A 12887-nucleotide genomic window follows, 5' to 3' on the forward strand; every position below is an offset into this window, starting at 1 on the left:
CTTCCTCTCGATCGGAGACACCGTGACGCGCCCCTGGATCCCCGGAACCGCCGACGCCGACCTCACCGCCCTCGCGACGACGCCGCGGCTGGTGGTGGCCCTCGACTTCGACGGCACCGCCTCCCCGCTCGTGGTGGACCCCATGGCCGCGCGAGCGCTGCCGGAGGTCGCCGCGCAGATGAATCGCCTCGCCGCGATGCCGAATACGGTCGTTGCCTACGTCTCCGGGCGCAGCATGCACGACCTCCGGGAGATCACCGAGCACACCGACGACTCCGTCGTGGTGCTCGCCGGCTCCCACGGCGCGCAGTACTGGTTCCCCGGTGAGGGGGCCGCCGACGCGCCGGGCGATGCGACCGAGAACGGGGCGCGGGAGGAGCTGTGGGCGGCCGCGCAGCCGATCATCGACCGCTACGAGGGGGCGGAGCTGGAGCCCAAGACCTTCGGCATGGGTGTGCACACCCGCCGCGCGGACCGGGACACCGAGGAGAAGGTCTTCGCCGAGATCGACGCCCTCGTCGCCGAGCGCTTCCCGCACTGGCGGCGGCGCGCCGGTCACCGGGTGCTGGAGTTCTCGTCGCGGAACGAGGGGAAGGACGCCGCGATGATCGCCCTCCGGCAGCGCTTCGACGCGACCGGGATCCTCTTCGCCGGCGACGACGTGACCGACGAGGATGCGATGCGCGTGTTGGAGGAGGGCGACCTCGGCGTGCGCGTCGGGCCGGGGGAGAGCGCCGCAACCCTCCGTGTGGACTCCCCACAACAGATCGCCGCGCTTCTGGAGACGCTCGCGAACGAGAGGGTCGTCGCGCAGGAATAGACTCTCGTCATGTCCTCGCATGATCCCTCCACCAGCGCGCCCATCGACATCAAGCCCCGCAGTCGCGTCGTCACCGACGGCATCGAGGCCACGACCTCCCGCGGCATGCTCCGCGCCGTCGGCATGGGGGATGCCGACTGGGACAAGCCGCAGATCGGCATCGCGTCCAGCTGGAACGAGATCACGCCCTGCAACCTGAGCCTCGACCGGCTCGCGCAGGGGGCGAAGGAGGGCGTGCACTCCGGCGGCGGCTACCCGCTGCAGTTCGGCACGATCTCCGTCTCGGACGGCATCTCGATGGGGCACGAGGGGATGCACTTCTCGCTCGTCTCCCGCGAGGTCATCGCCGACTCGGTCGAGACCGTGATGATGGCCGAGCGCCTCGACGGCTCCGTCCTCCTCGCCGGCTGCGACAAGTCCATCCCCGGCATGCTCATGGCCAGCGCGCGCCTCGACCTGTCCAGCGTGTTCCTGTACGCCGGATCGATCGCACCGGGCTGGGTCAAGCTCTCCGACGGCACCGAGAAGGACGTCACGATCATCGACTCGTTCGAGGCGGTCGGCGCCTGCCGTGCCGGTCTCATGAGCGAGGAGGACCTCAAGCGCATCGAATGCGCCATCGCTCCCGGTGAGGGCGCGTGCGGCGGCATGTACACCGCCAACACCATGGCCTCCGTCGCCGAGGCGCTCGGGCTCAGCCTCCCGGGCTCCGCTGCGCCGCCCGCTGCCGACCGCCGTCGCGACTACTTCGCGCACCGCTCGGGCGAGGCGGTCGTGAACCTGCTCCGCCAGGGGATCACGACGCGCGACATCCTCACCAAGGAGGCGTTCGAGAACGCGATCGCCCTCGCGATGGCCCTCGGCGGCTCGACCAACGTCGTCCTCCACCTCCTCGCGATCGCCCGCGAGGCCGAGGTCGAGCTGAGCCTGCACGACTTCAACCGCATCGGCGACAAGGTCCCGCACGTGGCCGACATGAAGCCGTTCGGCAAGTACGTCATGAACGACGTCGACCGGCACGGCGGCATCCCCGTGATCATGAAGGCGATGCTCGACGAAGGGCTGCTGCACGGCGACGCGCTCACGGTCACCGGCAAGACGCTCGCCGAGAACCTCGCCGAGCTCGACCCGCAGCCGATCGACGGCGAGGTCATCCACACCTTCGACAACCCGATCCACGCCACCGGCGGCCTGACGATCCTGCACGGATCGCTCGCGCCGGAGGGCGCCGTGGTCAAGACCGCCGGCTTCGACGCGGCCGTCTTCGAGGGCCCCGCGCGGGTCTTCGAGCGGGAGCGCGCCGCCATGGACGCGGTCGCCGAGGGCAGCATCGAACCGGGGACGGTCATCGTCATCCGGTACGAGGGTCCCAAGGGCGGACCGGGCATGCGCGAGATGCTCGCCATCACCGCCGCCATCAAGGGCGCGGGGCTCGGAAAAGATGTACTACTCTTGACGGACGGACGATTCTCAGGCGGCACAACCGGCCTGTGCATCGGCCACATAGCACCCGAAGCGGTGGACGCAGGTCCCATCGCCTTCGTGCGCGATGGTGATCTGATACGGGTCGATATCGCAGCTCGCTCTCTCGATCTACTCGTCGACGAGGCAGAGCTCGCCTCCCGCCGCTCTGGCTGGGAGCCGCTTCCCCCGCGCTACACCCGAGGCGTTCTTGCCAAGTACTCGCGCCTCGTGCGGTCCGCCGCCGAGGGCGCGACGACCGGCTGATCCATCGACCGGCTCAGCAACCGCTCGATCGGAGCGCCGGTGCCCGCACAGTTCATCAGAAGGAAAGTCATGACTGCTGACTCCGTCTCGGCCGTGCCGAGGCCGCCCGCCCGTCCATCCGCTCCGGAGATCACCGGTGCAGAGGCCGTCGTCCGCTCGCTCGAGCTGCTCGGCGTCACGGACGTCTTCGGCCTTCCCGGCGGCGCGATCCTCCCGGTCTACGACCCGCTCATGGACGCCTCGCAGCTCCGCCACATCCTCGTGCGGCACGAGCAGGGCGCGGGCCACGCGGCCGAGGGTTACGCGTCCGCATCCGGCAAGGTCGGCGTGTGCATCGCCACGTCCGGTCCCGGAGCGACCAACCTCGTCACGGCGATCGCCGACGCCTACATGGACTCGGTGCCGCTGCTGGCGATCACCGGTCAGGTGTTCTCGACGCTGATGGGGACGGATGCGTTCCAGGAGGCCGACATCGTGGGGATCACGATGCCGATCACGAAGCATTCGTTCCTGGTGAAGGACGCCGCCGACATCCCCGGCGCGATCGCCGCGGCCTACGAGATCGCCGGCACCGGTCGCCCCGGTCCCGTGCTCGTGGACATCACCAAGGATGCGCAGCAGGCGACGGCGCCCTTCGTGTGGCCGCCGAAGATCGACCTCCCGGGGTATCGCCCGGTGACCAAGGCGCACGGCAAGCAGATCCAGGCGGCCGCCGCCCTCCTCGCGGAGGCGAAGAAGCCGGTGCTGTACGTGGGCGGAGGCGTCGTCCGCGGTCGGGCCGCGGCCGAGCTGCTCGAGCTCGCCGAGTCGACCGGTGCGCCCGTCGTGACGACGCTGATGGCGCGTGGCGCGTTCCCCGACTCGCACCCGCAGCACTTGGGCATGCCCGGCATGCACGGCACGGTTCCCGCGGTGCTCGCGCTGCAGGAGGCCGACCTCCTCGTCTCGCTCGGCGCCCGGTTCGACGACCGGGTCACCGGCAAGGCCGCCCTGTTCGCTCCGAACGCGAAGGTCGTGCACGTCGACATCGACCCGGCGGAGATCTCCAAGATCCGCACGGCCGACGTGCCGATCGTGGGCGATGTGCGCGACGTGCTCACCGACCTCGACGCCGCCTTCCGCGGAGCGACGGCCGACGCGAAGCCCGACATCGAGGAGTGGTGGTCGTACCTCGACGGACTGCGGAACGAGTTCCCGCTCGGGTACGCGCCGACGACCGACGGCCTGCTCGCCCCGCAGTACGTGATCCAGCGCATCGGCGAGCTCACCGGGCCGGAGGGCATCTTCGCGTCTGGTGTGGGGCAGCACCAGATGTGGGCCGCGCAGTTCATCAAGTACGAGCGTCCGAACGCCTGGCTGAACTCCGGCGGCGCGGGCACGATGGGCTACTCGGTGCCGGCGGCCATGGGCGCCAAGGTCGCGGAGCCGGAACGCCAGGTCTGGGCGATCGACGGCGACGGCTGCTTCCAGATGACCAATCAGGAGCTCGCCACCTGCGCGATCAACAACATCCCGATCAAGGTCGCGATCATCAACAACTCGTCGCTGGGCATGGTCCGGCAGTGGCAGACGCTGTTCTACGACGGCCGTCACTCCAACACCGACCTGAACACCGGGCACGGCACGATCCGCATCCCCGACTTCGTGAAGCTCGCGGAGGCGTACGGCTGCCTCGCGATCCGCGTGGAGAAGGAGGAGGAGGTCGACGCCGCCATCCAGCTCGCGCTGGAGACGAACGACCGCCCCGTGGTGATCGATTTCGTCGTGAGCGCCGACTCCATGGTGTGGCCGATGGTGCCGCAGGGGGTCAGCAACAGCTATGTCCAGTACGCGCGCGATCACGCGCCTGCGTTCGACGAGGAGGACTGAGCCATGTCGACCCACGTCCTGAGCCTGCTGGTGGAGAACACCCCCGGCCTTCTGACCCGCGTCGCCGGCCTGTTCGCGCGCCGGGGCTTCAACATCGACTCCCTCGCCGTCGGCGTGACCGAGGTGCCGGGCATCTCCCGTATCACGGTCGTCGTCGATGTGGAGGAGCTGCCGCTCGAGCAGGTGACCAAGCAGCTCAACAAGCTGATCAACGTCATCAAGATCGTCGAGCTCGACCCGGCGTCGTCCGTGCAGCGCGAGCACATGCTCGTGAAGGTGCGCACGGACAACGCCAGCCGCTCGAACGTGATCGAGGTCGTCAACCTCTTCCGCGCCTCGGTCGTCGACTACGCCGCCGATGCCCTCGTCATCGAGGTCACCGGAGACAAGGGCAAGGTCGAGGCGCTGCTGCGCGCTCTGGAGCCCTTCGGCATCAAGGAGATCGCCCAGTCCGGCCTCCTCGCGATCGGCCGCGGCGGCAAGAGCATCACCGAGCGCGTCCTGCGCGGCTGACCCTTCGACAGACTCTGGGACCGCGCGTCCCGCACAACCACAACCAAGGAGAGAAACCAGTGAGCACCGAGATCTTCTACGACGACGACGCCGACCTGTCCCTGATCCAGGGCAAGAAGGTCGCGATCGTCGGCTACGGCTCGCAGGGCCACGCCCACGCCCAGAACCTGCGCGACTCGGGTGTCGAGGTCGCGATCGCCCTCAAGGAGGGCTCGAAGTCCGCCGCGAAGGCCGAGGAGGCCGGCTTCCCCGTGAAGACCGTCGCCGAGGCGACCGAGTGGGCCGACGTCATCATGATCCTCGCGCCGGACCAGCACCAGCGCACGATCTACAGCGAGTCCATCGCCCCGAACCTGACGGCGGGCAAGACCCTGGCCTTCGCGCACGGCTTCAACATCCGCTTCGGCTACATCGACGCTCCCGAGGGTGTCGACGTGATCCTCGTCGCGCCGAAGGCTCCCGGCCACACCGTGCGCCGCGAGTTCGTCGCCGGCCGTGGCATCCCGGACATCATCGCCGTCGAGCGCGACGCGTCCGGCCACGCCTGGGACCTCGCGCTGTCGTACGCGAAGGCGATCGGCGGCACCCGCGCCGGCGTCATCAAGACGACCTTCACCGAGGAGACCGAGACCGACCTGTTCGGCGAGCAGGCCGTGCTCTGCGGTGGCATGAGCCACCTGGTGCAGGCGGGCTTCGAGACCCTCGTCGAGGCGGGCTACCAGCCGCAGATCGCCTACTTCGAGGTGCTGCACGAGCTCAAGCTCATCGTCGACCTCATGTGGGAGGGCGGCATCGCCAAGCAGCGCTGGTCGATCTCCGACACCGCCGAGTTCGGCGACTACGTCTCCGGTCCGCGCGTGATCGACGAGCGCGTCAAGGAGAGCATGAAGGGCGTCCTGTCCGACATCCAGTCCGGCGCGTTCGCGAAGCGCTTCATCGAGGACCAGGACAACGGGGCCGAGGAGTTCCTCGCCCTCCGCGCCAAGGAGGAGCAGCACCCGATCGAGGCGACCGGCAAGGAGCTGCGTTCGCTCTTCGCGTGGAAGCAGCAGGACGAGGACTACGTCGACGGCAGCGCCGCGCGCTGATTCGACTCGCGAACGAACGGGCGTCCCTCCGGGGGCGCCCGTTCGGCGTTTCGCGTGCCATTCACCGACGCAGACATCGGATGTCTGTGCCAGGATGGACGCATGCGACAGGAATGGTTTGATGACGCCCGCTTCGGCATGTTCGTCCACTTCGGCCTCTACAGCGGGGCCGCGCGGCACGAGTGGGTGCAGAACTACGAACGCCTCACCGACGAGGAGTACCGCCCCTACTTCGACAACTTCGATCCCGACCTCTTCGACGCCGCGGCCCTGGCGAGGACAGCCAAGGAGACGGGGATGGGCTACGTCGTGCTCACGACGAAGCACCACGACGGCTTCTGCCTCTGGGACTCGAAGCTGACCGACTTCACCTCCGTCACGGCGGGCGGACGGGACCTCGTGCGCGAGTACGTCGACGCCCTCCGTGCCGAGGGGATCCGCGTCGGCCTCTACCACTCGGTCATCGACTGGCATCACCCCGATTTCACGGTGGACTGGAACCATCCCCGACGCGACGACGAAAACGCGCACGCCCTGAACGAGGGGCGCGACATGGCCCGCTACCGCGAGTACTTGCACGGTCAGGTCCGCGAGCTGCTCACCGGGTACGGCGACATCGACTACCTGTTCTTCGACTTCACCTACCCGGAGTCCAAGGACGGCTGGGAGGGGAAGGGGCCGCAGGATTGGGATGCCGAGGCGCTGCTCGCGCTGTGCCGGGAGCTGCAGCCGGAGATGCTCGTCAACGACCGTCTCGGCATCCCCGCGGACTTCGTGACTCCCGAGCAGTACCAGCCGACGGCTCCGATCGTCCGCGACGGCGTGCCCCTCGTGTGGGAGGCGTGCCAGACGCTCAACGGCTCCTGGGGCTATCATCGGGACAACACCGACCAGAAGTCGCCGGTGCTGCTCGTGCAGATGCTCGTCGACTCGGTGTCGATGGGCGGCAACATGCTGCTCAACATCGGTCCGGACGGGCGCGGGGCAATCTCGCCCCGGGACGCGGCGACCCTCGCCGAGATCGGGGAGTGGATGCGGCTCCACGACCGCGCCGTGATCGGGGCCGGTCATGCGCCGTTCACGCCGCCCCGAGAGGGCGTGTACACGCTCCGCGGCGACCGGCTCTACCTGAGCCTGTTCAGCTGGCCGCTGGGCTTCGTGCATCTGCCCGGTCTTGCGGGCAAGGTCTCGTATGCGCGCCTGCTGAACGACGGGTCCTGGCTGCGTACGAGCGTCAGCGACCCGGACCAGCAGGCCGACCTGATGACTCCGGCGGGCGAGGCCGAGGGGACGCTCACGGTGCACCTCCCGGTACGGCGTCCCGACGTGCTGATGCCGGTCATCGAGCTGCGGCTGACGGGGGAGTGAGGCCGTCGGTGGCGACGGCTCAGGCCGTCGCCACCGGGATCTCCATGCCCTCCAGCGCGAGGCGCGCGGCGCCGTGCAGGATCGCGTCCGCGCCGGTGGCCGCGGCCTCGATCCGCAGGCGCTGGGTCGCGAGCGGGTGGCAGGCCTCGTAGACCCGGCTGCGCACCGCGGCGATGAACGGCTCGGAGGCGCTCATGCTCCCGGTGAGGAAGAGGGCGTGCGGGTTGAAGAAGTTCACGACCCCGGAGAGCGCCTGACCCAGGTGTGTCCCGGCGGTGCGGACGAGCGTCGTCGCCAGCGGGTCGGCGTCCCGTGCCAGTGTCAGCACGTCGGCCGTGGTGCGGACCTCGGTGTTGCCGCGCTCGCTCATCTGGCGGACGAGGCTCGCGCCGCTGGCCACGGTCTCCAGGCAGCCGGTGTTGCCGCAGGAGCAGGGGATGTCCCCGCTGCCGTCGATGCGGGTGTGCGTGATGTCGCCGGCTGCGGCGGTCGCTCCCCGATGGATGTGCCCGTCCACGATGATCCCGCTGCCGATCGCCGTGCCCGCCTTGACGGTGATGCTGTGCTGGGTGTGCCCGAGCTGGCGACGGTGTTCGCCGAGGGCGGCGAGATTGGCGTCGTTGTCGACGACGACGGGGACGCCGTGGCGCTCCGCGAGGTGCTCGCCGACGCGGAATCCGGGCCACCCCGGCATCCGCGATGGCTGGTCCACTGCACCGGTGGCGACGTCGACGGGGCCGGGCAGGCTCACGCCGATCGCGTGGACCCGCGTCTCGGCGAGCAGGCGCTCGAACACCTCCGACACTCTCTCCAGCGTGGCCTCCGGGCCGTCCGCGACATCGATCGCGATGGTCTCCGAGTGGAGCAGGCCGCCGCTGAGGTCGTGCCGCCCGATGCGGGCATGGCGCCCGCCGAGATCGGCGGACAGCACGATCCCGTCGCCGGCGATCCGGAGCACGCGCGGCCGTCGTCCGCCGCGGGAGGTGCCGGCCCCGGCCTCCTCCAACACGCCGGCATCGAGAAGCGCCTGCACGCGTAGGCCGACGGTGGAGGCGGCCACGCCGAGAGCGGAGGCGAGCTCCGAGCGGGAGCGGGCCTGCCCGCGCGCGACGAAGTCGAGGATGCGCCGGGTGTGCGGATCGTCGACGGGGGTGTCGGCGGGGTTCGTCATGGAGGCCCTTCGTCTCGGAGCATCGTCAGCGTAGCGGGGGTGTCGCATGTTTCGGGGGAGTGACGAATTATCACCACCCTATAAACATCGGATGTTCAGCTTGCGGCACCTTGCGAACTATGACAGCGTAACTTCATACGAAATCCTAATTGGTTAGTTCGAGTCTCGAAATAACCGTTCCCTTCTCAGGAGGCATTCAATGAAGAAGTTGCGTGTGGGGGCTGTCGCCGCTGTCGCGGGCGTGGCCGTGGCGATGACCGGTTGTGCGAGCAGCGGGGGATCCGGAGGCTCGGCCGACGGCGACACCATCGTCGTGGACATGTGGGCCGGCAGCGAGTCGGACGTCGACGCGCTGGAGGCGCAGATCGAGTTCGCGCAGAAGCAGAACCCGGACATCAAGATCAAGCTGCAGACCTCGCCGTGGAGCGACTTCTTCACGAAGCTCACCACCAACATGGCCAGCGGCAACATGGCCTGCATCACCGGCATGAGCGGTGCGCAGCTCGGCGGCTACACGGCGGGCTTCCGTCAGCTCAGCGACGAGGACCTCGAGACCGCGGGCATCGACTGGTCGGAGTTCAACCCGAGCGCCGACGGCATCCTCAGCTTCGAGGGCAAGGTCTACGGCGTGCCGTTCGACGTCGCCACCATGCTCGTCTACTACAACCAGGACATGCTGACGGCCGCCGGCGCCGCGACTCCGGAGATCGGCTGGACGTTCGACGACTTCGCCACGATCGCGGCCGACGCCACCAAGGACGGCAAGTACGGCTTCGGCATGGGCATGGGCGGCTACCAGTGGATGTCGATGCCGATCGCCTACTCCGCCACGCAGCCCGCCTCCGAGGACGGCACGCTGCACATCGACGATGAGGACTTCGTCGACGCGGCCTCCTGGTACGCGGGACTCGTCACGGAGAAGAAGGTCGCGGCTCCGGTCGCCTCCGCTTCCGACACGGGCTGGGGCGAGAACCAGTACACGGGCGGCAACGCGGCCATGGCCGTCGACGGCACCTGGAACGCGGTCAGCTACCTCAACAACGAGTCCGGCTTCGCTGCCGGCATGGTGCCGCTGCCCGCCGGCGTGGACGGCAACCCCGGTCCGATCCTCGGCTCCGGCTACGGCATCGCGGAGAACTGCAAGAACCCGGAGGCCGCGCTGAAGGTGCTCGGCTCCCTGGTCGGCGAGGACGCACAGGACTACATCGCCTCGTCCGGCCGCTCGTACCCTGCCCGCATCTCGTCGCAGCCGCTGTACTTCGAGTCGATCGACGAGCAGTACCGGGACCAGGTCCAGACGGTGTTCGAGGCCGCGTTCGGCGACACGGTGCCGCTCTACATGACCAAGAACTGGCAGAAGCTCGACAGCTACATCCAGCCCAACCTCGTCAGCGTCTACAACGGCCAGATGACGATGGAGGAGCTGCTGTCGAACGCCCAGGCGCAGTTCGGCGAGTAAGCCGGATCCGGCCCGCACAGCAGTAACAGAGAAAGACAACGAGATGACGATCACGACGAGACGTCGAGGATCGCTCGCCAAGGTCGAGGGCCGCCAGGCGCTGGGTTTCGCAAGCCCGGCCCTGGTGGGCCTCGCCCTGTTCACGATCGTGCCCGTGGGGCTGTCGATCGTGATGAGCGTGTTCGACTGGCCGACCTTCGGCGAACGCACCTTCAACGGGGTGGACAACTACGTCAAGCTGTTCACCAGCAGCCCGGACTTCTGGCCCGCGCTGCGGAACTCGGCCGTGTACACGCTGCTGTACGTGCCGTTGAGCGTCGCTCTCTCGCTCGTGCTCGCCCTCGGCCTCGGCCCCCGCATCCGCGGCCGCGGTGCCCTGCGCGTCCTCTTCTTCATCCCCGTCGTGACCCCGATGGTCGCGAACGTCCTGGTGTGGAAGATGATGCTGCAGCCGCAGGGGCTCTTCAACGGCCTCTCGGTCACCTGGTTCGGCATCGAGCTGCCGAACTTCCTCGCCGACCCCAACTGGGCGATGATCATGGTCGTCGTCATGAGCGTCTGGCAGGGTCTCGGCTACAACATGCTGATCTTCTCCGCGGCCCTCGAGCAGCTCCCGGAGAGCGTGCTGGAGGCCGCCAGCATCGACGGTGCGCAGGGGTTCCGGCGGGTCTGGAGCATCATCATCCCGATGATCTCGCCGTCGATCTTCTTCGCGACGATCATGACGATGATCACCTCGCTCCAGGTCTTCGTCCAGCCGCAGATGCTCACCGGAGGCGGCCCCGGCAACGCCACCAAGCCGCTCGTGATGTACATCTGGGAGCAGGGCTTCACCTTCGGCGACCTCGGGCTCGCCGCCGCCGCCGCATGGATCCTCTTCGCGATCATCATCGCGATCACGGGCATCCAGTTCGCCGCACAGAAGAAGTGGGTGCACTATGAGCACTGAGACCCTCGTCCGGCCCACCGGCACCGCCCCGCGGCGTCAGCGCGAGCGGGAGCGGGCCCGCGGCGCGGCGACAACGCCCGGCGCGCGTGCCCGGCTGATCCTCGCGCACGTCACCATCTACGTCGCGGCGCTCATCTTCATCGCGCCGCTCGTCTACGCGTTCTTCTCGGCCCTCAAGCCGAACTCGGAGATGTTCTCGATGCCGCCGACCCTGGTGGGCTCCGAGATCCGCTGGAGCAACTTCGTCGACGTCTTCGCCTACGGACCGTTCCTGACGTACATCATGAACTCGTTCATCGTGGCGATCGGCGGCACCCTGGTCGTGCTGGTGGTGTCCACCACGGCCGGATACGCGTTCGGGCGCCTGCGGTGGAAGGGCAGGGACGCGGTGTTCGTCCTCTTCCTCGCCACGCTGATGGTGCCCGCCGAGGTGCTCGTCATCCCCATGTTCCAGGTCATGCAGTGGTTCAACTGGGTCGACACCTATCAGGCGCTCATCCTGCCCTTCGCGTTCGGCGCCTTCGGCACGTTCCTGATGCGGCAGTTCTTCCGCGGCATCCCGTACGAGCTGGAGGAGGCGGCCCGTGTCGACGGCGCCGGCCCCGTCCGGTCGTTCCTGCAGATCATCCTGCCGCTGTCGAAGTCCGCGGTCGCCGTGCTCGCGGTCTTCACGTTCCTCTCGTTCTGGAACAGCTACCTCTGGCCCCTCATCGTCACCGTCGACTACAACGCGCATGGCACGCTGCCCGTCGGTCTGGCGAGCTTCGCCGGCCTCACCGGCACCCGCTGGGACCTGCAGATGGCCGCCGCCATCATCTCGATGATCCCCACCACCCTGCTCGTCATCGTGCTGCAGAAGCACCTGGTCAAGGGCATCGCGATGGCCGGGCTGGGCGGACGATGAGCGCGGTCGGGCAGCAGACGGACGACCCTCGACGAAGCACCACGGGCCTCGCGGCCGACCTGGCGCTGGCGGGGGTGGACATCGGGGGCACGAAGATCGCGGCCCTCGTCGTGGATGCCTTCGGAGTCGTCCTCGCACGCGGAAGCGTGCCGGCGCCCGCGAGCGTCGGCGGCTCGGCGATGGCGGATGCGGCGGCCGGTCTCGTCGCGCGGCTGGCGACCGAGGCCGGTGTCGCGGTCGCCGCGGTGGGGGTGGGTGCCGCGGGGGTCATCGACCACGAGAGCGGCACCATCCGCGCCGCGTCCGCCCTGTTCGCGGACTGGGCGGGTTTCCCGCTCGGCCCGGAGCTGGCGCAGCGCCTCGGCGTCCCGGTGCGGGTGGAGAACGACGTGAACGCCTTCCTCCTCGGAGAAGCCGCCGCGGCGGGTCCGAGCGTGCCCGATGTGCTCGGCGTGATGCTCGGCACGGGCGTCGGCGGCGCGCTGGTCATCGGCGGGGAGCTGCACCACGGCCCGCACGGCGCGGCCGGGGAGATCGGGCATACGCCCGGGTACAGCGACCTCGTCTGCACCTGCGGGCAGACCGGTCACCTGGAGACCCTGGCCTCCGGAACGTCGATCGCCCGGCGGTTCGAGGAGCGCACCGGGCGTCCGGTGGACGATGCCAGGGAGGTCGCGGAGGCCGCCAGGGCCGGCGACGCCGACGCCCGCGCGGTGTTCCACGACGCCGGGCGCGCGCTCGCCCTCGCCTGCGCGAGCGCCGCGACGCTCCTCGACCTGCCGACCGCCATCGTCGGCGGCGGGGTCACGGCGGCCTGGGACCTCCTGTCGCCGTCGATCGAGCAGACCCTGCGCACCGACGCCCCGGTGTCCGGCATCGCGCTGCGCATCGTCCCCGCCGTCCTCGGCGCCGACGCCGTCGCGCTCGGTGCCATCGAGAGCGCCCGGCGCGCCCTCGCCCCCGTTTCCTGACCACGACTGCGACCGCAGAGGAGAACAGCACCGTGACCGCACGTCCC

Annotated in this window: 11 protein-coding genes; 10 read left to right on the forward strand and 1 reads right to left on the reverse strand. The window is 69.1% G+C overall.

What is annotated here, in order from left to right:
- The first annotated feature begins 22 nt into the window (after positions 1-22).
- The 6 genes from otsB to B2W79_RS15315 all read left to right on the forward strand — a co-directional run bounded on the left by otsB (position 23) and on the right by B2W79_RS15315 (position 7386).
- Positions 23-820 (forward strand): trehalose-phosphatase, encoded by a 798-nt coding sequence (gene otsB, locus B2W79_RS15290; protein ID WP_292790901.1) that lies wholly within the window; start codon positions 23-25, stop codon positions 818-820.
- Positions 821-829: 9 nt separating this feature from the next.
- Entirely contained in the window at positions 830-2548 is a 1719-nt protein-coding gene (ilvD, locus tag B2W79_RS15295) for a dihydroxy-acid dehydratase (protein ID WP_071328457.1), read from the forward strand.
- 69 nt (positions 2549-2617) lie between these two features.
- The gene (locus B2W79_RS15300) at positions 2618-4417 is read left to right on the forward strand and encodes an acetolactate synthase large subunit (protein ID WP_071328458.1); all 1800 of its coding nucleotides are present in this window, start codon (positions 2618-2620) and stop codon (positions 4415-4417) included.
- A 3-nt stretch (positions 4418-4420) separates the two neighbouring features.
- Positions 4421-4930, forward strand: a complete 510-nt coding sequence (ilvN, locus tag B2W79_RS15305) for an acetolactate synthase small subunit (protein ID WP_025103268.1) — start codon at positions 4421-4423, stop codon at positions 4928-4930.
- 59 nt (positions 4931-4989) lie between these two features.
- Entirely contained in the window at positions 4990-6018 is a 1029-nt protein-coding gene (gene ilvC, locus B2W79_RS15310; RefSeq protein WP_060920979.1) for a ketol-acid reductoisomerase, read from the forward strand.
- Between the two features lie 102 nt (positions 6019-6120).
- Positions 6121-7386 (forward strand): alpha-L-fucosidase, encoded by a 1266-nt coding sequence (locus B2W79_RS15315; RefSeq protein WP_292790911.1) that lies wholly within the window; start codon positions 6121-6123, stop codon positions 7384-7386.
- A gap of 19 nt (positions 7387-7405) precedes the next feature.
- Here the strand turns inward: B2W79_RS15315 and B2W79_RS15320 are convergent, their stop codons facing one another.
- Positions 7406-8557, reverse strand: a complete 1152-nt coding sequence (locus tag B2W79_RS15320; protein ID WP_292790914.1) for an ROK family transcriptional regulator — start codon at positions 8555-8557, stop codon at positions 7406-7408.
- 199 nt (positions 8558-8756) lie between these two features.
- Between B2W79_RS15320 and B2W79_RS15325 the strand changes: the two genes are divergently transcribed.
- The 4 genes from B2W79_RS15325 to B2W79_RS15340 are packed head-to-tail and all read left to right on the forward strand — an operon-like array spanning position 8757 to position 12840.
- Entirely contained in the window at positions 8757-10016 is a 1260-nt protein-coding gene (locus B2W79_RS15325; RefSeq protein WP_292790917.1) for an ABC transporter substrate-binding protein, read from the forward strand.
- Positions 10017-10059: 43 nt separating this feature from the next.
- A complete protein-coding gene (locus B2W79_RS15330) occupies positions 10060-10965 on the forward strand; it encodes a carbohydrate ABC transporter permease (RefSeq protein ID WP_025103273.1) in 906 nt (301 codons plus the stop codon).
- Positions 10955-11869: a carbohydrate ABC transporter permease gene (locus B2W79_RS15335; RefSeq protein WP_025103274.1), complete on the forward strand. Its 915-nt coding sequence runs from the start codon at positions 10955-10957 to the stop codon at positions 11867-11869. The genes B2W79_RS15330 and B2W79_RS15335 overlap by 11 nt, the downstream gene beginning before the upstream one ends.
- Positions 11866-12840 (forward strand): ROK family protein, encoded by a 975-nt coding sequence (locus tag B2W79_RS15340; RefSeq protein ID WP_292790922.1) that lies wholly within the window; start codon positions 11866-11868, stop codon positions 12838-12840. The genes B2W79_RS15335 and B2W79_RS15340 overlap by 4 nt, the downstream gene beginning before the upstream one ends.
- Positions 12841-12887 lie beyond the last annotated feature (47 nt).

Source organism: Microbacterium sp. UBA7513 (assembly GCF_002478345.1).
GTDB lineage: Bacteria > Actinomycetota > Actinomycetes > Actinomycetales > Microbacteriaceae > Microbacterium.